Annotated in this window: 14 protein-coding genes and 1 pseudogene; 4 read left to right on the forward strand and 11 right to left on the reverse strand. The window is 71.7% G+C overall.

Annotated elements, in window-relative coordinates:
• The first annotated feature begins 39 nt into the window (after positions 1 to 39).
• Positions 40 to 657, forward strand: a complete 618-nt coding sequence (locus tag ACW5F0_RS05095; protein WP_456999204.1) for a hypothetical protein — start codon at positions 40 to 42, stop codon at positions 655 to 657.
• 7 nt (positions 658 to 664) lie between these two features.
• Here the strand turns inward: ACW5F0_RS05095 and ACW5F0_RS05100 are convergent, their stop codons facing one another.
• Complete coding sequence (locus ACW5F0_RS05100) at positions 665 to 1,285, reverse strand: YdcF family protein (RefSeq protein ID WP_456965368.1); 621 nt, start codon at positions 1,283 to 1,285, stop codon at positions 665 to 667.
• Positions 1,282 to 2,238: a pyridoxal-phosphate dependent enzyme gene (locus tag ACW5F0_RS05105; protein ID WP_456965369.1), complete on the reverse strand. Its 957-nt coding sequence runs from the start codon at positions 2,236 to 2,238 to the stop codon at positions 1,282 to 1,284. The genes ACW5F0_RS05100 and ACW5F0_RS05105 overlap by 4 nt, the downstream gene beginning before the upstream one ends.
• A gap of 1,462 nt (positions 2,239 to 3,700) precedes the next feature.
• Here ACW5F0_RS05105 and mnmG point away from each other — a divergent pair.
• A complete protein-coding gene (mnmG, locus tag ACW5F0_RS05110; RefSeq protein WP_456999205.1) occupies positions 3,701 to 5,590 on the forward strand; it encodes a tRNA uridine-5-carboxymethylaminomethyl(34) synthesis enzyme MnmG in 1,890 nt (629 codons plus the stop codon).
• Between the two features lie 11 nt (positions 5,591 to 5,601).
• Here the strand turns inward: mnmG and ACW5F0_RS05115 are convergent, their stop codons facing one another.
• From ACW5F0_RS05115 to ACW5F0_RS05125, 3 genes are all read right to left on the reverse strand, one after another.
• Entirely contained in the window at positions 5,602 to 6,774 is a 1,173-nt protein-coding gene (locus ACW5F0_RS05115; RefSeq protein WP_456999206.1) for a porin, read from the reverse strand.
• A 126-nt stretch (positions 6,775 to 6,900) separates the two neighbouring features.
• Positions 6,901 to 7,764 (reverse strand): prolipoprotein diacylglyceryl transferase family protein, encoded by an 864-nt coding sequence (locus ACW5F0_RS05120; protein ID WP_456999207.1) that lies wholly within the window; start codon positions 7,762 to 7,764, stop codon positions 6,901 to 6,903.
• 12 nt (positions 7,765 to 7,776) lie between these two features.
• Positions 7,777 to 7,959 (reverse strand): oxidoreductase-like domain-containing protein, encoded by a 183-nt coding sequence (locus ACW5F0_RS05125; RefSeq protein WP_456965373.1) that lies wholly within the window; start codon positions 7,957 to 7,959, stop codon positions 7,777 to 7,779.
• 254 nt (positions 7,960 to 8,213) lie between these two features.
• Here ACW5F0_RS05125 and ACW5F0_RS05130 point away from each other — a divergent pair.
• Positions 8,214 to 8,432: pseudogene (locus ACW5F0_RS05130) on the forward strand (cation transporter); the annotation flags it as partial.
• 127 nt (positions 8,433 to 8,559) lie between these two features.
• On the opposite strand, the gene ACW5F0_RS05135 reads toward ACW5F0_RS05130, so the two are convergent.
• Both ACW5F0_RS05135 and ACW5F0_RS05140 read right to left on the reverse strand, forming a co-directional pair.
• A complete protein-coding gene (locus ACW5F0_RS05135) occupies positions 8,560 to 10,944 on the reverse strand; it encodes a Tex family protein (RefSeq protein ID WP_456965374.1) in 2,385 nt (794 codons plus the stop codon).
• A 96-nt stretch (positions 10,945 to 11,040) separates the two neighbouring features.
• The gene (locus ACW5F0_RS05140) at positions 11,041 to 11,454 is read right to left on the reverse strand and encodes a putative signal transducing protein (RefSeq protein WP_456999208.1); all 414 of its coding nucleotides are present in this window, start codon (positions 11,452 to 11,454) and stop codon (positions 11,041 to 11,043) included.
• Between the two features lie 27 nt (positions 11,455 to 11,481).
• Between ACW5F0_RS05140 and ACW5F0_RS05145 the strand changes: the two genes are divergently transcribed.
• Positions 11,482 to 12,768, forward strand: a complete 1,287-nt coding sequence (locus ACW5F0_RS05145; protein WP_456965376.1) for a sialidase family protein — start codon at positions 11,482 to 11,484, stop codon at positions 12,766 to 12,768.
• Positions 12,769 to 12,815: 47 nt separating this feature from the next.
• Here the strand turns inward: ACW5F0_RS05145 and ACW5F0_RS05150 are convergent, their stop codons facing one another.
• From ACW5F0_RS05150 to ACW5F0_RS05165, 4 genes are all read right to left on the reverse strand, one after another.
• Complete coding sequence (locus ACW5F0_RS05150; protein WP_456999209.1) at positions 12,816 to 16,739, reverse strand: translocation/assembly module TamB domain-containing protein; 3,924 nt, start codon at positions 16,737 to 16,739, stop codon at positions 12,816 to 12,818.
• Between the two features lie 2 nt (positions 16,740 to 16,741).
• On the reverse strand, positions 16,742 to 18,664 hold the full coding sequence (locus ACW5F0_RS05155; protein ID WP_456999210.1) for an autotransporter assembly complex protein TamA: 1,923 nt from the start codon (positions 18,662 to 18,664) through the stop codon (positions 16,742 to 16,744).
• 152 nt (positions 18,665 to 18,816) lie between these two features.
• Positions 18,817 to 20,925 carry a glycine--tRNA ligase subunit beta gene (gene glyS, locus ACW5F0_RS05160; RefSeq protein WP_456965379.1) on the reverse strand — a complete coding sequence of 703 codons (2,109 nt, stop codon included), beginning with the start codon at positions 20,923 to 20,925 and terminating at the stop codon, positions 18,817 to 18,819.
• On the reverse strand, positions 20,922 to 21,161 hold the full coding sequence (locus ACW5F0_RS05165; RefSeq protein WP_456965380.1) for a hypothetical protein: 240 nt from the start codon (positions 21,159 to 21,161) through the stop codon (positions 20,922 to 20,924). Before ACW5F0_RS05165 ends, glyS begins: the two co-directional genes overlap by 4 nt.
• Between the last annotated feature and the right edge of the window lie 5 nt (positions 21,162 to 21,166).

The following is a 21,166-nucleotide window of genomic DNA, read 5'->3' on the forward strand; positions in this document are numbered from 1 at the left end:
GTTCATCATGCCGCGCCCATCGCTGCCTACACTCGCCGCATGTCGAAGCCCAACATGCCTGCACTGTCCAGCGCCTTCGCGCTCCTGTTTGCCTGCGTCCTGGCCCAGCCCGCATCGGCGCAGCGCCATGCGATCGACCTGTCGCAGCTCGATCCTGCCGCGGTGCTCTCGCTGGGCGATGAAGTCCTGCTGCGCGCTCCGGACCAGGCCATCGACCGCCTGTTCAAAGCCGTGCACGCCAGCTCACGCTCGGACACGGAGTCCGCGGCCCTGTGCACGCTGTTCGAACCCGATGCCGCGCGCGATGTCTCCGCCTTCCAGCGCACGGTCGATCGGCTTGGCGATGCCAGCCGCGAACGCTTCGCCCTGGCCTTCACCGACATCGCCGTCGCCGGCCTGCAGGGCCAGCCGCAGCACTACGATCCGGTGCACGCGCGCCAGGTGTTGAAGTCGGCGGCGGTGAGCGCCACCTTCCTGCATGAGGGCTTCATGCTTGGCCTGGCATCCGAAGGCAGCGATGACGCCAGCCGCGAGGCGCGTTGCCGCTCCTTTCGCTGGCTGGTCGGCGTGCTCGACGCCCTGCCGCAATCCGATCGGGCCGCGGCCACGCGCTGGTTGTTGCGCGAAGGCCTGACCCTGGTCGGTAGCGGCGGCTGAGCGCGCACTATTCGGGCGTGACCACCAGGTCGCGGTGGAAGAAGTAGACCTCGCGCGCCAGGAAGCGCCACTGTGTGCGGAAGCTGCGGAAGCGCGAACTCGGCGTCGGTGAGCCGATGGCGTCGATGCCCAGATGGCGGCACAGGCGCAGCGCCCGCGCCATGTGCAGCGGATCGCTGACCACGATCACCCGCTGCAGGTTGTGGTCGGACAGCAGGTCGCGGGCACGCAGCAGGTTCTGGTGGGTGGTGCGCGACAGGGTCTCGATCAGGATCGCCTCGGTGGGGACGCCTTCGCGCAGCGCGAAGCTGCGTGCCACCTGCGACTCCGCGAAGCGCGCGCCGTCGCCGTAGCCGCCGGTGAACACCAGGGTCGGGGCGTGGCCGGCCTCGTAAAGGTCGATGCCGTGGCGGATGCGCTCGGTGAACACCGGCGAGGGGCGGGTGTCGTAGGCGGCCGCGCCCAGCACCACGATCGCGTCGGCGGGGCCGGCCTCGTCACGGTTGCCGACGTGCACGATCCACGCCGCTACGCCGGCCAGCCATGCCGTGACCAGCAGCACCAGCCACAGCAGCCAGCGCAGTCGCCGGCGCGGACGGGCACCGGAGTGGCGCCGCCGGCGCCTCATGCGGCCCACGGCAGCGCGTCGAGGTCGACGTTGCCACCCGACAGCACCAGGCCCACGCGCTGTCCGGCAAAACGATCGCGGTTGCCGAGCACGGCGGCCAGGGCGATCGCCGAAGACGGTTCGACCACCTGCTTCATCCGCTGCCAGAGCAGGCGCATCGCGGCCACGGTGTCGGCATCGTCGACCACCAGCACCTCGGCGCCGTGGGCGCGCAGGATGTCGAAGCCGGGCTGGCCCAGCGTGCCGCGCAGGCCGTCGCAGAGCGTGTCGGGGGTGAACTCCGTGACCCGTTCGCCGCGCGCCAGCGAATCCCGGGTCTCGGCTGCACCCGTGGGCTCGGCCAGGTACAGGCGGCATTCCGGCGCGCAGGCGGCCAGCGCCAGTGCCGTGCCCGCGGCCAGGCCGCCGCCGCCCACCGGCACCACCAGCGCATCGAGGGGACCCGCCGCAGCCAGCAGTTCGAGCGCCGCGGTGCCCTGGCCCGCGATCACCGCGGCATCGGCATATGGGTGTACGAGGGTTGCCCCGGTGGCCGCGAGTACCTGTGAGCAGACGGTCTCGCGCGCCTTGATTCCGGGCGCGCAACAGTGCATGACGGCGCCATAGCCGGCGATCGCAGCGAGCTTGGCACGCACGGCATCGGCCGGGACCACCACATGGCAGGGAATCCCGCGCGTGGTCGCTGCCAGCGCCAGCGCCGCGCCGTGGTTGCCGGAGGAGTGCGTGACCACGCCGCGCGCGGCGTCGGCCCCAGGCAGTCGCCAGACCGCGTTGCAGGCGCCGCGGAACTTGAATGCGCCGGCGCGCTGCAGGTGCTCGGCCTTGAACGCCAGGCTGCAGCCCGCGATGGCATCCAGCCCGGACGAGCGCAGCACCGGCGTGGTGCGCGCATGCGGGGCGATGCGGGCCGCGGCTCCGAGGATGTCGTCGAAATTGGCCACGGCGCAGGACATGGCCCCAGACTAACGGACTTGTGGGCAGGGTTCAGCAGCGATACGGGTGCATCGAAAGGGTTAAGCCCCAATTCAATGGCCGTGAAGGACCCTGTGACTGCAACCCAAACAGGGGGACGCGCTATGCGCAAGATCTTGATCATCCTCGCCGCTTCCCTTTTCCTGGGAGGCTGCGCGACGGGCTACGGTTACAGCAGCCATGATCGCCAGGGCTACGGCGACTACTACTACGGCAGCGGGTCCTCCTACGGGGCCTATGGCGACTACTATTCGCCCTACGGCTATGCCGACCATGGCTATGGCGGTTACGGATACGGCGGGCTCGGTTTTTACCGGGGGCTGGGGTACTACGGCGGCCTGTCCGGGTACTACGGCTATCCGTGGTATGGCGGATGGTATGGCCGGCCGGGCTACGTCTATCGCCCGCCCTATCACCGTCCGCACCGTCCGCACCGCCCGCCGAACGATGGCCGGCCGACGGATCCGGATCGCGTCCAGCGGACCCGCTGGGATCGCGACCAGATGGAGGAGCGGCTCAGGACCCGCGGCACCGCCCCAGACAACCGCACGCGTGTGCTGTCGCCAAGGCCCGAGGCCGGCGGCAACAGCGGCCCCAGGCCGCGGATGCGCCAGCCGGCGCCGACGCGGGCGCCCGCGCCTGACCCGCGCAGCCGCAGCACGCCGGCCCGACCCGCGCCACGGTCGGCCCCGCCTGACAACAGGATGCGCAGCAGTCCGCCGCGCGCAGGTGGTGGAAGCGCCGGCGTGTCGGCGCCCGGCGGAAACGCGCCGCGAGCGATCGGCCCCAGGCCTGCAGTGCGCCCGCAGGCGCCCTCACGGGTCGCCCCGTCGCGGCCGGCGCCGTCGCGTGCGATGCCGGTGTCGCAGTCGCGCACGGCGGGACCGGGGCAGCGTCACGCGCCTGCTCCGCGGGCTGCCCCGCCCCCGCGTACTGCTCCAGCGCCACGGGCTGCGACGGCCCCACGTGCCGCTCCGGCGCCCAGGGCCAGCCGGCCCGCGCCTGCCTCCCGGGCGCGGACCCGGGAGGAGTAGTTCGGGGAACGCCGTCTCGTTATGGACGCGCTGGTGCTTGCGTCCGGGGCGCTGTCGTCGCAAGCTTGGGTCGACTGACCGGTTGCGTCGCTTTACGACGTAAACCGGAGTGACCAATGTCGACACCCGGCGGGGGAGCCCGGATCCCCCCTGTTCCGCTCCCGCCGGGGGTCGGCGCCATATCCCGCAGCGCAGGGCCCATGCAGCCCGCGAAAAAAAAACGGGGCCGAACGTCCCCCGACGTTCGGCCCCTTCGCTTCCCCGGGATGCGCTTGGCCAGCCCTGTTCCAATCTCCGGCCACGCCCCCCTAGGCGATTGCCATCCCGGGTGCGCATGTATCGGATGCAGGTTGCGTGCCAACTTCCCTCCGCTCACCGCAGACACGCGTCCAGGCGCGATAATCGCGACATGCATCACGACTTCCATCGCCACGACGTCATCGTGATCGGCGGCGGCCACGCCGGCACCGAGGCGGCGCTCGCGTCTGCGCGCGCCGGTGCGCGCACGCTGCTGCTCACGCACAACATCGAAACCATCGGGGCGATGAGCTGCAATCCCGCGATCGGCGGCATCGGCAAAGGCCACCTCGTGCGCGAGATCGATGCGCTGGGCGGTGTCATGGCGCGCGCCGCGGATGCGGCCGGCATCCAGTGGCGCAGGCTCAACGCGTCGAAGGGTCCTGCCGTGCGAGCGACGCGTTGCCAAGCCGACCGCGCGCTGTACCGCGCGTTCGTCCGCAGTGCCGTCGAGGCACAGCCGAACCTCACCGTCTTCCAGGCCGCGGTCGACGACCTGGTGATCGAGGGCGGTGTCGTGCGGGGCGCGGTCACCAATACCGGATTGCGCTTCGACGCCCCGACGGTGGTGCTGACCGCGGGCACGTTCCTGGCTGGCCGCATCCACGTCGGTGAAACGCAGTCGGCGGGCGGCCGCATGGGCGACCCGCCGTCGGTGCGCCTGGCCGAGCGCCTGCGTGACGGACCGTTCGTGGTCGATCGCCTGAAGACCGGCACGCCGCCGCGCATCGATGGCCGCAGCCTCGACTACTCGGTGATGGTCGAGCAGCCCGGCGACGACCCGCGCCCGGTGTTCTCGTTCATGGGCTCGCACGCCGATCATCCACGGCAGGTGTCGTGCTGGATCACCCAGACCACGCAGCGCACGCACGACATCATCCGCGGCGCGCTGCACCGCTCGCCGCTGTACTCCGGGCAGATCGAAGGCACCGGCCCGCGCTACTGCCCGTCCATCGAAGACAAGGTGGTGCGTTTCGCCGAGAAGGCCAGCCACCAGGTGTTCGTGGAGCCCGAAGGCCTCGGCGTGGCCGAAATCTACCCCAACGGCATCTCCACCTCGTTGCCCTTCGACGTGCAGCTGGAACTGGTGCGGTCGGTGCAGGGCTTCGAGCGCGCGCACATCACCCGCCCGGGCTATGCCATCGAATACGACTTCTTCGACCCGCGCGGCCTGAAGGCCACGCTGGAAACCAAGGCCGTGGCGGGGCTGTTCTTCGCCGGCCAGATCAACGGCACCACCGGCTATGAAGAGGCCGCGGCGCAGGGCCTGCTCGCGGGCGCCAACGCGGCGCGCCTGGTGCGCGGGCACGAAGGCTGGGCGCCGCGCCGCGACCAGGCCTATATCGGCGTGCTGGTCGACGATCTCGTCACCCAGGGCACCGTCGAGCCCTACCGCATGTTCACTTCGCGCGCCGAGTACCGCCTGCAGCTGCGCGAGGACAACGCCGACCTGCGGCTGACGCCGGTGGGTCGTGATCTCGGCATCGTCGATGACGCGCGCTGGCACGCCTTCGCGCGCAAGCGTGACGCCGTGGCCGCGGAAGCCGGACGTCTCGGCGCGCTGTGGGCGTCACCGAACAACGCTATCGGCCGCGACGCGTCGGCGGCGCTGGGTATCGACATCAATCGCGAATGCAGCGGCCTGGACCTGCTGCGCCGCCCGGAGCTGGATTACGCGAAGCTTGCGGCCGTGGCGTCGTTCGGCCCGGCGGTGGACGATCCCGCGGTGGCCGAGCAGGTCGAGATCGAAGCGAAGTATTCCGGCTACCTGGAGCGCCAGCGCGAAGAGATCGCGCGCCAGCGGAGCAGCGAGGATGCGGCTATCGGCGAGGGTTTCGACTACGCAGTCGTGCGCGGCCTCTCGGCCGAACTGCGGCAGAAGCTCGAGCAGGTGCGGCCGGAGACCATCGGCCAGGCGCAGCGCATCCCGGGGATGACCCCGGCGGCGATTTCGCTGCTGCTGGTGCACCTGGAGCGGGTGCGGCGCGCAAGCGCAGCCTGACCGCGGTCCGCTCAGAACTTCCACGTCGCGCGGACGTACAGGTCGTCATCCCGGCGTGGGCCGGCGGCGCTGGCGGGCAGGTCGATTTCCTCACGGCGGCGGATGCGTGCGTCGATCTGCCAGGCCTGCGTGGCCTGCCACACCCATCGCGCCTCGAGCAGCTCGTCATTGGGCCGGAAGTCGCTCGACAGCAGCCAGCCGTCGGCAACACGGCCATAGACGATCCCGATGTCGTGGTCGGGCAGCACGTCGATGAAGCTGAAGGAGGCCTGCCAGGACAGCGCGTCGGCGTCGCCGGTGCCGGTGTTCATCGCCTCGCGGCGCGGGGTGTCGGGCGCCCAGCCGATCTCGCCGCCAAGCCGTAACTTGGTACCGCCCTGGCCCAGCGGCCATTCGGCGGCGGCCTTGGCGGTGACCGCGAGATGGTCCTCCAGCGCCGGATCGGCGAGGCCGTTCGAGCGCAGCGCCGACGGCAGCCAGGTCATCGTGACCATGCGCTGCACTACGGGGCCGATGGCGGTCTTCGATTCCGCCGCGACGAACAGGCCGGCGCGCGAGCCGCCCTCGGCGAAGTCCAGCGGGCGGCGCAGCGTGCCGGTGGGACCGCGACGATCGTTGTGGCGCGCGATCACATGCGTGGTCCAGTCGGTGCCACGCCACTGCCACCAGATGCCGTCGGTCCAGGTGATGTCGAAGTTGGTGCTGTCGTTCTGGTCGAGCGACTTCTTCATGATGTCGTCGATACCGAACGCGGCCTGGAAGCGGCCCAGGCGCAGGCTCCAGGGCGACTCCGCCGGGCGGTACTCCAGGTAGGCCTCGTCGATGGTCGCCTGGCCGTCCTCGAGTCCGGCGGGCCCGGGCGCGTAGGTTCGCAGCCAGAATTCGTCGTTGCCCTGTTCCGTGTCCAGGCGCGCGGCCACGCGACCGCTGGCGTGCCAGCCGCCGCCGAGTTCGCCGCGCACGCGGAAGCGCACGCGGGCGCGGACGCTGTCGGCGTCGGTGGTGGCGCCGTCGCGGGCGCGGGTTTCGGAGGCGACGTAGCCGAAGCGGATGTCGCCGCTGGTCTGCCAGGCGTCGTTGGCCTGCGCGCCGGCGGCGGCGAGTGCCAGGGTGAGTGCAAGCGCGATGCGTCCGGCGGGAAGTGTCGCGGATCGCCGGGCGAGCCGGCCCTCGATTGCGTGCATGTCGTCGACCTCCTGGCAATGCGGGCGCCGGGCAGGTGGACCGGTCGGCACCGGATCGTGGACGGAGTATCCGCAGGCGCTCGCCGCGGTGCCTTGACCCGCATCAACCCCGACGAAGGTCCCGCGCTAGTGCCCCGCGGCGTCCTCCGGCGGCGGTGCTGGGGACGCGTCGAAGCGCCGGCGCAGGGTGTCGGCCAGGCTGGCGCGGGTGAGTTCGCCCATGTGCGTGTCCACCAGCCGCCCTTGGGCATCGAAGAACAGGGTGGTGGGCAGGCCGCGGGTGCCGGTCTCGAGCATCGTGCGCGAGTGCGGGTCGAGCAGCATGTGTTCGAACGCCAGCCCCTGCCCGTCGAGGAATTCGCCGATGGTGCCGCGGTCCTCGCCCTGGTTCACCAGCACGAAGGCCACACTTGGATACTTCGCTTGCGCCTCCGCCAGCACCGGCATCTCGCGCCGGCAGGGCGGGCACCAGGTGGCCCACATGTTGAGCACCACCGGTTGCCCGGAGTGGACGCCCAGCGTCGTGGGCGTGCCGTCCAGCATGGCCAGTTCGAAGACCGGCAGGGACGGCGCCGAGTTCCGAAGCAGCGCCAGCGTGCCGCTGAAGGCCAGCCAGGCCAACATGCCCGCGGCGATGCCGGCCAGAAGCGGCGGCCGCAGGGGCTTCGCGCCGGCGCTGCGCCACCATGCGAAGGCGATCGCGGCCGGCAGCCCGGTCCACCACAGGAAGCCGCCGTCGCCGATGGCGATGATCGATTTCGGCGCTGCGGCGTAGTCCGGCCACCAGCGCAGCACGTAGCCGATGCGCGCCGCCAGCAGGCCGATGAACAGCGCATCGATGAACCAGGCGCCCGCCACCTTGTGTGGCAGGTCGGGGCCATGTGGCGAATCCGGCAGGCGCCTGGCCCACGCGCGAACGGCCAGCCATGCCAGCAGTGCCGCCAGCGCGACGATGACCGTGCGCATCGGGAAGGGACCCAGCGAGCTCATCCGGGTCGGGCTTCAGGCCTGGTCCGGGTGCCGTTCAAGCCACTTGGCCAGCCGCTCGCGATAAAGCTGCAGTTCGTCGCTGTAGCTGTCGTTCACGCAGGGATCGCAGCCGCTGTCGCAGCAGTCGCTGGGCAGGGGCGGCTCGGGCGGGGCCGGACGCGGGTCGTTGTCGTGGATGGAATGCGGCTGGTTCATGGATCCGGGTATTGTCCCACGCGGCATCCGGGCGAACGCCCTGCCGGGCTGAACAGCGCGTGCCGGCGATGGGGCTGGCAGACGCCTGGCAGCATCGGACCTGTGAAAGGGAATGTCGAAGGGGAGGGACATGATGGCCACCGCGCCTGGATCCCGCTGGAACCTGCGCGCCGATACCGAGCAGGGCGTTCTGCGCATCTCGGTCACCCTGATCGTGCTCTGGGCCGCGGTGGGCATCGGCTTCGGCCCTGCTGGTGGCGAACCTGATCGCCAGCTCCGCCGCCGGGGACCTGCGCAGCAGGCGGCTGGCCGAGCGCTTCACCATGGGCTTCTGGCACCTGGAGCCGATCGTGCTCGGGGCCGAAGGCCTGTTGCTGACCGGCGCGGCGATCTACGCGCTGATCAACGCCATCGATTCCTTCATGACCGGAGGGCGCGATCTGCATTTCGGCCAGGCGCTCGTGTATGCGGCGATCACGCTGGTCGTGTGCATCGCGATGTGGCGCTTCGAGCTGCGGGCCAACCGGCGCATGGGCATCGTGCAGCGCCATGGTTTCCTCGACCACCGTTCGAATTCACCGCCGACCCGGAGTGGGCCGACTAGCTGCGCTTGGCGCGGGCGAAGGCCTCGGCAAGGGCGTTGTTGGCGGGCGCGGCCGATGGCTTCGGCGCACCACCGCCTGGGCGGCCACCCTGCGGAGCGTTGCCGCCACCGGGACGGTCGCGCCGCGGGCCGCGCGCGTCACGGGGGCCGGCATCGCGGCGCGCCTGCTCGCGTTCCTCGCGCGGCGCGGGCGTGTCGTCCAGGCGGCAGGTCAGCGCGATGCGCTTGCGCGCGACATCGACCTCCATCACCTTCACCTTGACGATGTCGCCGGCCTTCACCACCTCGCGCGGATCCTTGACGTAGCGATCCGACAGCGCGGAGATGTGGACCAGGCCGTCCTGGTGCACGCCGATGTCGACGAAGGCGCCGAAGGCGGCGACGTTGCTGACCACCCCCTCCAGGACCATGCCTTCGCGCAGGTCCTTGATGTCCTCGACGCCGTCGGCGAACTTCGCGGCCTTGAACTCGGGGCGCGGGTCGCGACCGGGCTTCTCGAGCTCGGCCAGGATGTCGCGCACGGTGGGCTCGCCGAAGCGTTCGTCGACGTAGTCGCGGGCCTTGAGCGTGCGCACGAAGCCGCCGTCGCCGACCAGCGCCTGGATCGGCCTGCCGGTGGCGGCGACGATGCGTTCAACCACCGGATAGGCCTCGGGATGCACGGCGGACGCGTCCAGCGGCTGGTCGCCATCGGCGATGCGCAGGAAGCCGGCGCACTGTTCGAAGGTCTTCTCGCCCAGGCGCGGCACCTTGAGCAGATCCTTGCGGCGCTTGAACGGGCCGTTGGCGTCGCGGTGCATCACGATGTTCTCGGCCACCGTCGACGACAGCCCGGACACGCGCGCCAGCAGTGCACTCGATGCGGTATTCACGTGCACGCCGACGGCGTTCACGCAGTCCTCGACGCGCGCATCGAGCGCGCGCGCGAGACGGTACTGGTCGACGTCGTGCTGGTACTGGCCGACGCCGATCGCCTTGGGCTCGATCTTCACAAGCTCCGCCAGCGGATCCTGCAGCCGGCGCGCGATCGACACCGCGCCGCGCAGCGACACGTCGAGTCCGGGGAACTCCTTCGCCGCAAGCTCGGAGGCCGAGTACACCGACGCGCCGGCCTCGCTGACCACGATCTTCTGCATCGGAAGTTCCGGCACGAGCTTGAGCAGGTCGCCGGCCAGGCGATCGGTCTCGCGTGACGCGGTGCCGTTGCCGATCGCGATCAGCTGCACGCCATGCGCGGTGCACAGCTTCTTCAGCGCGGCCAGCGACTGGTCCCACTGCCGGCGCGGCTCGTGCGGGAAGATCGTGTCGGTGGCGACCAGCTTGCCGGTGGCGTCGACCACGGCGACCTTCACGCCGGTGCGCAGGCCGGGATCGAGGCCGAGCACGGCCTTGGGACCCGCGGGCGCGGCCAGCATCAGGTCCACGAGGTTGTCGCCGAACACGGTGATCGCCTCGGCCTCGGCCTTCTCGCGCGCCTGCGCGAAGAGATCCAGCATCAGGTGCAGCTGCAGCTTGGCGCGCCAGGCCAGGCGGCAGGCGTTGAGCAGCCAGGCGTCGGCGGGGCGGCCGGCGGCGCGGATGCCGACGTGCAGCGCAATGCGGCCCTCGGCGTAGGCGTTGCCGGCCTCGGCGTCGCTGCCCGGATCGAGCTCGAGCTGCAGGAACTCTTCGCGGCGGCCACGGAACAGCGCCAGCAGGCGGTGCGAAGGGATCTTCGCCAGCGGTTCGGCGTGGTCGAAGTAATCGCGGAACTTCTCGCCGGCCGCTTCCTTGCCTTCGGCGACCTTCGAGCGGATCACGCCCTGCGCGGACAGCCAGTCGCGCAGCTCGCCGACCAACGCAGCGTCCTCGCCCCAGCGCTCGAGCAGGATCGCGCGTGCGCCTTCCAGCGCGGCCTTGGCGTCGGCCACGCCTTTGTCGGCATCGACGAACTGCGCGGCGAATTCTTCGGGCACGTGCGAAGGATCGGCCAGCAGGGCGTCGGCCAGCGGCTCCAGCCCGGCCTCACGAGCGATCTGCGCGCGGGTGCGGCGCTTGGTCTTGTAGGGCAGATAGAGGTCTTCCAGCCGCGCCTTGCTGTCGGCGGCTTCGATGTCGCCGCGCAGTTCATCGGTCAGCTTGCCCTGCTCTTCGATGCTGGCGAGGATCGCGGCGCGCCGGTCCTCGAGTTCGCGCAGGTAGGCCAGGCGCACTTCGAGGTTGCGCAGCTGGGTGTCGTCCAGGCCCTCGGTGACTTCCTTGCGGTAGCGCGCGATGAAGGGCACGGTCGCGCCTTCGTCGAGCAGGCCGACGGCGGACTCCACCTGGCTGCGTCGTGCGCCGATCTCGTCGGCGATGGTCTGGGCGATCTTGCGCGCGAGCGCGGGCGTGGCGTCAGGCATCAGTGGTCTTGCATCGTGCGGCGCAAGCCGCGGGACCGTCGATTGTCGCCCCGCGCCGCGATGCGCGGTACCCGTTGACAGCGCGGCGCGCGCGGGTCAGGCGCGACGCACGACCGAGTTCTTGTTTCGCGCGCGTCGCCAGGGCAGCGGCAGGCCCAGCAACATCAACGCCGCCCAGGCGATGCGGCTGGAGAGGCTCTCGCGATCCGGCGGCTGGAGCTCACCGGCGTCCTGTGCGGTGCTCCCAGCGCCATCGCATCCCTCTTCGTACAGCGCATCGTCATCGAGCGCGTATTCACCCGCCTCGAGCGCCGCCAGCACGCGGCGCGCATGCACCGCCTGTGCGTCGGGCACGCGCAGGCGCATGCCGCCGATCGCGAGCCGCCACTCCCAGTTGGCGATCGCGGTACCGGTGTCGTCCAGGCGCGCGGGGATGCCTTCGGCCTGCAGCAGGCCGGCCGCGAGCTGGGCTTCGATCGGATCGGTATAGGCGGCGACGGTGGTGAACATGGGCAGGGCCTACGGTACGCTGCGCCCATGCGCACCGCCATCCTCGCCCTTGCCGTGCTGGGCCTTGCCACCGGCTGCGGTGGCGAGGCGCCGGCGCCCGTCCCCGCCGGGACCGCCAGCACCGACCCCGCGGCGGAGCGCGTGGTCGAGGACTGGCCGCTGCCGGCCATGCTTCCCGGCTCCGCGCTGCCCGATCTCGTCGGCGCCGATGGCCGCAAGCTGCTGCTGGCCTGGACCAACTCGCAGGCCGGGCGCCGCCACGTGCTGCAGTTCTCCAGCTACGACGTGGCCGGCATGCGCTGGGAGACGGCGCCGATCACGATCGCGGTCGGCAACAGCATGTTCGTGAACTGGGCCGACACGCCGCACATCCTGGCCACGCCGGACGGCGCGCTGTGGGCGCACTGGCTGCAGAAGAACGGCGACGCGCCCTATGCCTACGACGTGAAGCTGGCGATGTCGCGCGACGGTGGCCGGCGCTGGAGCGCGCCGGTCAGTCCGCATGACGACGGCACGCAGACCGAGCACGGCTTCGTGTCGATGTGGCCGGCCCTGGAGGGCGGCCTCGGCCTTGCCTGGCTCGATGGCCGCAACACCGGCGGTGCGCAGCACGATGCGGGACATGCCGGACACGACACGGCAGGCACCATGACCCTGCGCGCGGCGCGCTTCGATGGGGCCCTGCGCCGCGGCGCCGACGTCGAGATCGACGCCAGTGTCTGCGACTGCTGCCAGACCAGCGCCGCGGTCACCGCACGCGGTCCACTGCTGGTCTACCGCGGGCGTACGGCAGGCGAAGTGCGCGACATCCTCGCCACCCGCCTGGATGGCGAGGCCTGGACCACGCCGCGGCCGGTGCATGCCGATGGCTGGCTGATGACCGCCTGCCCGGTCAACGGACCCGCGGTCGCCGCCGAAGGCGAGGCCGCCGTGGTCGCCTGGTACACCGCCGCCGGCGGCGAACCCGAAGTGCGTGCCGCATACAGCGCGGACGCCGGCGACAGCTTTGCGGCCCCGGTGTCGATCGACGCCGGTGACGCCGTGCAGGGCCGCGTGACCGTGGCGCTGGCCGACGGCCAGGCCTGGCTGCTGTGGCTGCGCGAGGAACAGGATGGACAGACGCTCTGGCTGTCGCGGCGTTCGCCCGACCTCGCCACCGAGCACCAGCGCCTGCAGGTGGCCACGCTCGCCGGCCGCGGCCGTGGCACCGGCTTCCCGCAGCTGGCGGTGGCCGGCGGCATCGCGCACGTGGTGTGGACGGACGTGGTCGACGGCGTGCCGGGCCTGCGCGGCGCGCGCGTCATCGCGCGCTAGCGGCTCCCACTCATAACCGCTCCTGCACTGCGGCTCCCACATAGCCGCTAGCGTTCGTGGCGGTAGTTCACCGAGCCGCGGCTCTCCAGCGTGCTTGATTCGATCTCGACGTCGAAGCCCCTGCGCAGCAGGTACTTCAAGGTCAGCACCTGGCCGGTGCCCAGCAGCGACACGCCGAAGCCGACGTAGAGCCGTGGCGACAGCTGCTTGCCGATGCCGAACACGCTGCCGCCGAGCGCGCGCGAATCCATCACGCCGGCGTCGTCGAGGCCGATCTGCTTGCCCAGCTGCCCGGCCAGCAGGCTGCCGCCGGCGTTGAGCGCGGCCGAGGCGGCATCGAGGTCGCTGGCCTGGCGTCCGCTCAGGCTCGACAGCGGTCGGCCCAGGGCGAGGTAGGCCAGGGCCTCGGACTCGTCGCTGGCCGGATTGGTCCACACCTGCGCGCGCGGCGCCGATGCCCGCCCGCTGACGTCGATGCCGGCGGTGATGTCGCCGATCCTGCGCTCGGCGCGGATGTCGAGCACCGGATCGGACACCGGCGTGTTCGACCACACCAGGCGGCCGCGCGTGATTTCGAGCTCCTGGCCGTAGGCCTCGTAGCGGCCCCCGACCTCGAGCATCCCCTGTCCGGTCATCTCGCGGCCGGCGCGCGAGCGGACCCGCAGCTCGCCGGTCAGCTCGCCTTCCAGGCCGAAGCCGTTGAGGTGGACGTCGTCGCCCATGGCCAGGGTGAGGTCGAGCTCCATCAGCATGGGCGGGCCCGCGTCCGGATCGACGGGGTCGAGCACCACCACGTCCGGCGACGCCGAAACGCCGTCGCTGAGACGCTCCAGGTCCATCCGCGCGCTGGGCACGTGCACGCGCCCGCTCACTTCCAGCGGACGCCCGGCGGCGTAGCGCACCTCGATGTCGGGGCTGGCCACCGCGCGCAGGTCGCGGGTGTCGGACACCAATACGTCGGTGCCGCTGATGCGCAGCTGCAGCGGTGCGCCCGCGCTGGCCCAGCCCAGGCTGCCATCGATGGCGAGCCGACCCGCGCCACCGGTGCCGAGGCTGCCGCTGATGCGCGCATTGCCATCGGGCAGCGCATCCAGGCGTGCCTGGCCGTCGATGATGGCGATCGCAAGCGACGGGATTTCGGCGCCGAAGTCGCTGAGCGTGGCGTTGCCGCCCAGCAGCGGTTCGGCGCGCGTGCCGGCGAGGCTGACGTCGGCATCCAGGCGGCCGGTGGGCGAGACGATGTCGGGGGAGAACAGCTCCAGCCAGGTCAGCTCGCTGGTGGCGGCGGTGACCTGGCCATCCAGCGGCGCATAGGCGTCCCAGCCGGTGCGCAGCCTTGCGTCGATGCGGCCGTTGCCGTTGAAGCCCAGGCCCAGCGTGGCGTCGATGCGGTTGGCGTCGAACGTGGCTTCGAGCGCAAGGTCGCTGTACGACAGCACGTTGCGGCGCGAGCGCGCGCCGGTGCGCAGTGCACCGCTGGCCGAGGCGACATTGAAGTGGCCCTGCCAAGCGTTGCCGGCGGGACGCAGCTGGCCGTCGACGTCGATGCTGCCGTCGAGGAACCACGGCCGTCCGCTGTCCTGCTCCGGCAGGTAGGGCACGACCAGGGCCAGCGGCAAGCCTTGGCCGTCGACCGACAGGCCCTGGCGCGGCCAGTCGGCGTTCGCGCACAGGTGGCCACCGACGTCGGCGGCAAGACAGGCCGCTGACAGCGTCCAACGCCCGCCGGACGCCTGGGCAAAGGCGGCGGGTGACTGCAGCCGCCAGCTGGCGCCCACCGACGGCGCGGCCTCGAGGGTGTCGAGCGCGCCGCGCCAGAGGCCGTTGCTGCCGCGCTGTGCGCTGCCCGACAGGGCCGCCCGGCCGAGCTCGCCCTGGGCGCTGGCGTCCAGGCGCAGGTTCTCGACGGCGCCGCGCGCGCGCAGCGTCAGGGTGTCCAGCGCGAGGCCGGCCTGGATGCCGCTGGCGTCGATGTCGAGTTCGCCGCCGCCGCCGCGCCAGGGCAGCTGCCCGCGCAGGTGCAGGGCATCGGCGGTGTAGTCGCCATAGCGCAGTCCGCGGCCGTCGAGGTCGGCGCGCAGGTCGGGGCTGTCGCGGCCGCCGTCGATCCGGAGCGTGCCGTCCAGCTGGCCCGCGGCGCCTGGCAGCAGGTCTTCAAGCCGCAGCGGCGACAGCGCGGCCTGGATATCGATGCGTTCGTCGACGCGGCCGCGTGCGTCGATCCGGCTGTCGCCGATGCCGAGCGCGGCCTCGCCCTCGTAGCCGGCGGATGCGGTGCTGCCGGTCGCCGCGCCATGCATGGCGAAGCTCGCGTTGCCGGTGATGCGGCGCCCGCGGAGCTGGCCGCCGAGGTCGCTGGCGTCGACGGTGACTTCAAGCCCGCCGTCGTCGCGCGTGCTGCCCGTGCTCACGATCCGTCCGTCGATCGCGCCCTTGAAGTCGGGCCCGAAGTAACCCGGGTCGAAACCGGCCAGCCCGGCATCCAGCGCCCAGCCCAGCGTGGGCGCCCAGGCGACGTGGCCGCTGCCGTCCAGCCAGCCGGTCGGCGTGCGCGCGGCCAGGGTGCGCAGCTCCAGCCGCTCCTGGTCGCCGCGGCCGCGGAGTTCCACCTCGGCGTTCTCGCCGTTGCGCGCCAGCGTGGCCGCGCCGACCACCGCCCAGTTGTCGGCCGTGCCGGCGATGCCGACGTCGGCGTCGGCACGGACGGTGTCGGCGGGATCGGGCGCGGCGCCATCCGCCGGAGCCGGCGCCCAGGTCAGGCCGCGGGCGACCACGGCGTAGCGGACGTCGGCGGCCTGCAGGTCCTTGAAGTCGCCGTGGCCGGTCACGGTGATGCGGCCGTCGAAGACGTCGACGACCAGCGGGTCGAATGCGAGCACCTGTTCGTCGAGGCTGACCACCGAAGGCTGCACGGTCGCGCGCAGCTCGCCGTAGGCGAGGTCGCCGCGCAGCTCGGCGTGGCCGCCGGTGCCGCTGGCGTCGAGGTCGAAGGCCAGCGGCGTGCCGGGCTCGCCCGTGCCGGCGAGCAGCGCGGGATCCAGCGCTTCACTCGTCGCCGTGAATGTCCATCGCGGCGCGTCGGCGCCGCGCAGCCCGAGGCGCGCGCGCAGCGGCGCCGGCGCGTGCCCGGACAGCGCCACGTCCAGCGCCGCCACGTCGCCGCGCGCGACCAGGCCCAGGCGTGGCCGCGTCGTGCCCGCGGGCGCCGGCAGCAGCGCCGACGCGGTGAGGTCCATGCGGTAGTCCTCGGCCGGCGCGTATTCGCCATGGGCCTTGAACAGGCCGCGGTCGCTGTCGACCACGACGTCGTGCAGCCGCAGCAGGCCGCTGCGCGCATCGAAGCCGCCGCGCACGCTGGCGATGTCGATCATCGTCTCGCCGCCGCGCAGCACGCGGAAGCCGTCGATCTCGACCACGTCCGCCTGCAGGCCCAGCGGTGGTTCGATCTGCGGCAGCACTTCGGGCCATCGCGGCAGCGAGAAGGGCTCGCCGTCGTCGGACGGCGGCAGTTCCAGCACCGCGCCTTCCACCTGCGCCGCGTCCAGGCGCAGCAGGCGGCCCAGCAGCGGCCGGATCGCCGGGTCGAGGGTGATGCGCCTCGCGCTGAAGCGCAGGGCATTGGGCATCGCACACTGGCCGTAAGGCACCGGCTCGTCGTCGACTTCGGGGCAGACCAGCTGCTGGAACGCGACGTCGTGCAGCGTCAGCGGACCCGACGCGGGCCCATCGGCGTCGCGCCATTCCAGCGTCGTGCCCGCGGGCAGCCGCGTGACCACCTGTGACAGCAGGAAGTCGCGGCCGCCCAACGTGGACAACAGCCACCAGGCCACCACCAGCACGAGCACCACCAGCGCCGCGATGCCGATCGCGCTGCGCAGCGCGAGCTTGCGCACGCGCGTCCTGCGCCGTGCGCGCAGTTCGGCAATCCGCGCTTCGCGCTCTTCCGGGCTGATGTCGGATGCGTGCGCCATGGTCAGAGACTGGTGCCGATGTTGAGGTGCAGGGTGAAGGGCGAATCCGGATCGTCCAGGCCGCGGGCGATGTCCAGGCGCAGCGGACCGACCGGCGTCTGCCAGCGCAGGCCGACGCCGATGCCGGTGCGCAGGTCGGGCGAGCTGTCGAAGGCGCTGCCGGTGTCGACGAAGGCGCCGATACCCCAGGGCCCGCCGCGGAAATAGTGCTCGTATTCAGCGCTGGCGGTGAACACGTGGCGCGCGCCGAGCGCGAAGCTCTCCAGGTCGTCATCGAGCACGCGTGGGCCCACTTCGCGCCACTCGTAGCCGCGGATGCTGCCGTCGCCGCCGGCGTAGAAGCGCAGGCTGGGCGGCATGTCGACCAGGGCACTGGTCTCGGTGCGGCCGTACTCGCCGCGCAGGATGATGCGGTCGCTCACGCCGATGCCCAGGTACCAGTGCGCGCGGGCGTGGAACTGGAGGAAGTTCGCCTCCGAGCCGGCGCCCTCGACGCCGCCGCGCAGCAGCAGGCTGCCGCTGTAGCCGCCACGCGGAAAGAGCGTGTCGTCGAGGTCGATGTAGGTCGCACGCAGCGAGGGGTAGGTGAAGGTGGAATAGCGGTAGACCGGCGCGGTCGACGGATCGCCGTCGTCCTCGTACTCGTAGGCCCAGCGTTCGCGCAGCGCATGCATCGAGGCCACGAGGTTGAGGTGGCGGTTGTACTGCCCGCTGCGGCTGGCCGCGAACTCCACCCGGCGGGTGTCGATGTAGTCGGTCTGCTCGTCGGCGGCCTGCAGGCTGGCCGTGTACCAGCCGTCGAGCCAGCGAAAGGCGGGGATCCTGTACTGCAGGGTCAGTGTCTTGCGGTTGCGGGCGTAGTCGAGCTGCGACAGCGCCTTGTGGCCGCGCCGGTTGACGTAGCGGCGCTCCAGGCCCAGCCGGATGCCTGGACCGCTGTCGGTGCCGTAGCTGAGGCCGGCGGTATAGACGTCGCGCTTGGCCGGTGTGAGGGTCACCTCGACAGGCACGCGCCCGTCCACGGCCTCTTCCGGGTGCGGCGTGATGTCGACGCGGCTGAAGTAGTCGAGGCTGTTGAGCGAGGTGCGCAGGCGGTCGAGGCGGCCCTGGTGGTAGTACTGGCCTTCTTCCCAGTACACCAGGCGCTCGAGCAGGCTGTTGTCGACCACTTCTTTGGGCGCCTGCACGAAGCGCGTGGCGCCCATGTCGTAGCGCTCGCCGCTGGTCCACACCAGCTCGATGTCGGCGGCCTGTTCGGCGCGGGTCACCGCGACCCGGCGCGCGCTGAAGTCGGCGTCGAAGTAGCCACGCTCGGCCAGGCGGCGGCTGATGCGCGTTTTGCTGCCCTCGTAGGCGGCGTGGTCGAGGATCGAGCCCTGGCGCGGGATGAAGTCGTCCACTTCGTCGCTGAGGTAGGGATCGTCATGGCCGTCGCCGATGATGGCGATGTCGGCGCGACGCACGCGCACCGGTTCGCCGGGTTCCACCGTGATCACCACCGACACCGGCAGCTGTGCCGCGCCGCGTTCGCGCGCGCTGCCGGCTTCGCGCACCACTTCGGCGGTGGCGGCTGCGCTGTCGCCGCGCGCGGCATCGTCTTCGGCGGCCGTATCGAGCACCACGCGGCGGTCGTCGCCGCGCACGCGCTCGACCACGATCCGCGGCGAGTAATAGCCGAAGGGCTCGAGCGCCTCGCGGGTCTCGTCACCGGCGGCGCGCAGCATGTAGGCCAGGCGGCGCCACGAGACCTCGTCGTCCATGGCCCCGACCAGCGACAGCGAGGTGCGCACGTTCTGCTCCATCGCCTGGTCCAGGCCGCGGATCTCGACCGAGGCGACGCTGGCGGCGTGGGCGTTTCCGGAGAAGGCGCTGCCGGCAATGGCGAACACGACGGCGGCGACGGTGGCGCGGTGGGGTGAGGGCATCAGGGGAGGATACCGATGGGGTGTCGACGGTCCATTAACGCAGGATCCTTCCGGTGCACCCCGCTCACGTCGCCCGGGCCTCGCCGACCTTGTGGGAGCCGCTATAGCGGCTCCCACGGGGAAGGTTCTGCGATGCGAGGGGGGCGGAGGTTTCAGGCCGACAGCTGCCCGAGCTCCGCGACGGCACCCAGGCGACGCGCCAGCCGCTGCAGCAATGCCAAGCGGTTGTCGCGCAGCGCCGGATCCTCGGCATTCACCATCACCGCGTCGAAGAAGGCGTCGACCTCGGGCCGAAGGCGCGCCAGGCGTGCCAGTGCGGATACATAGTCGCCACCCTCGAGCGCGGGGCCGGCTTCGGCCCAGGCCGCTTCCATCGCTGCCGACAGCGCCTGTTCGGCGGGTTCGTCGAGCAGGGAGGCGTCGACGGTGTCCGCCACCGCGCCTTCGGCCTTGCGCAGGATGTTGCGGATGCGCTTGTCGGCGGCGGCCAGGGCCTCGGCTTCGGGCAGTTTCGCGAAGCTGGCGATGGCCGCGATGCGCTGGTCGAAATCGGCCAGCGACGCCGGACGCAGCGCGGCGACGGCGCTGAAGTGCTGCGTCGGCACGCCGCGGTCAGCGTAGTAGCCGCGCAGGCGGTCGAGGATGAAGTCGTAAAGGTCGGCGGCGAGCGTGGCGGCGTCCGGGGGGCGCGCGGCGTCCGGGAGGGCGGCGATGGCGGCGGCCAGCGTCGCCGGCAGGTCGAGCTCGAGCCCGCCTTCGATGACCGTGCGCGCCAGGCCCAGCGCGGCGCGACGCAGCGCGAAGGGATCCTTGTTGCCGGTGGGCTTGAGTCCGGCGGCGAATCCGCCCGCCAGGGTGTCGATGCGCTCCGCGATCGCCAGCACCCGGCCCAGCGGTGAGGGCGCGATGGCATCGCCGGCACCGCGCGGTTGCCAGGCTTCGTCCAGCGCCGCCGCCAAGGCCAGGCGGTCGTCGTGCGCGAGATCGGCCAGGGCGGGATCCTGCGCGGCGTAGTAGCGGCCGGCGATGCCTTGCAGTTCGGGGAATTCGTTGACCATGCGCGATTGCAGGTCGGCCTTGGACAGCAGCGCCGCCTGGCGCGCCAGCGCCGCATCGACGCCGGCGGCGGGCGCCAGCGTGGCGGCCAGCCCGGCCACGCGCGCGGTCTTGTCGGCCACGCTGCCCAGCTTCGCCTGGAAGGTCACGCCGGCCAGGCCTTCGTTCATCGCCGACAGGCCCTGCTTCATGTCTTCCACGAAGAAGAACTTGGCGTCGGCGAAGCGCGGGCGGATCACGCGCTCGTAGCCCTTGCGCACCTCGGCCTCGTCGCGCGACGCGATATTGGCCACGCCGATGAAGTGCTCGGTCAGGCGGCCTTCGGCGTCGAGCACCGGGAAGAACTTCTGGTTGGCCTCCATCGTCGCCACCAGCGCTTCCTGCGGCACGGCGAGGAACTCGGCCTCGAACGAACAGGCGACGGCCGAGGGCCATTCCACCAGGCACTCGACCTCCGCGAGGTTGCCGGGGTCCATGCGCGCGACACCGCCCACGGCCGTGGCGGCGGCCTGCACGCCGGAGACGATGGCGTCGCGGCGCTCCTCGGGATCCACCAGCACCTTCGCCGCGCGCAGCGCGTCGACGTAGTCGCGGGGATTGCCGATCCACACCGGCTTGTCGTGCATGAAGCGGTGGCCGCGGCTCATGCGGTCGGACGCGATGCCGAACGCGGTGGCCGGCACGACCGCATCGCCCAGCAGTACGACCAGCCAGTGCACCGGTCGCGCGAAGGCGTGCGCGTGCGCGCCCCAGCGCATCGCCTTGGGAATCGGGATCGCCGCGATGGCGTCCTCCAGCACCGCGGGCAGCAGGTCGCGGGTGGCGGCGCCGGGCGTCACCGAGCGGTGCACGAAGCGCTCGCCCTTCTGGTCGGTGGTGCGCTCCAGCGCGCTCCAATCCACGCCCGCCTTCTGGGCGAAGCCCTGCAGCGCGCGCGTCGGCTGGCCGTCGGCGTCCAGGGCGATGTTGACGTAGGGGCCCAGGACCTCGGACGCGCGGTCGGGCTGGACGGTGGCCACGCCATCCAGCAGCACGGCGAGCCGGCGCGGGCCATAGAGCGGCCGTGCGCCCTCGGCGAAGCCGATGCCGCGGCTGGTGAGTGCGTCGCGAACGCCATCGAGGAACGCGCGTGCCAGGCCGGGCAGGGCGGCGACGGGAAGCTCGTCGGTGCCGAGTTCGATCAGGAGCGGTGCGGTATCGGTCACGGCAGGTCCTTGTTGACCGCGATGAGGTGGCCCAGGTCGTTGCCCGGACTGGCGGGCTTGCGGTCGCCGTTGAGCATCAGCAGGACGATGCCGGCCAGCGGCATCAGCAGCATGCCGAACAGCAGCCACAGCCAGGGATTGCGCCCCGTCTGCTGCGCCCAGTACGCGGCGAAGAACCCGAATGCCACCGGTGCGGACCAGCCGAATGCGAATACTGCGGAGAAGATTTCGATCATGCGCT

The sequence above is a fragment of the Luteimonas sp. A534 genome (assembly GCF_054072805.1).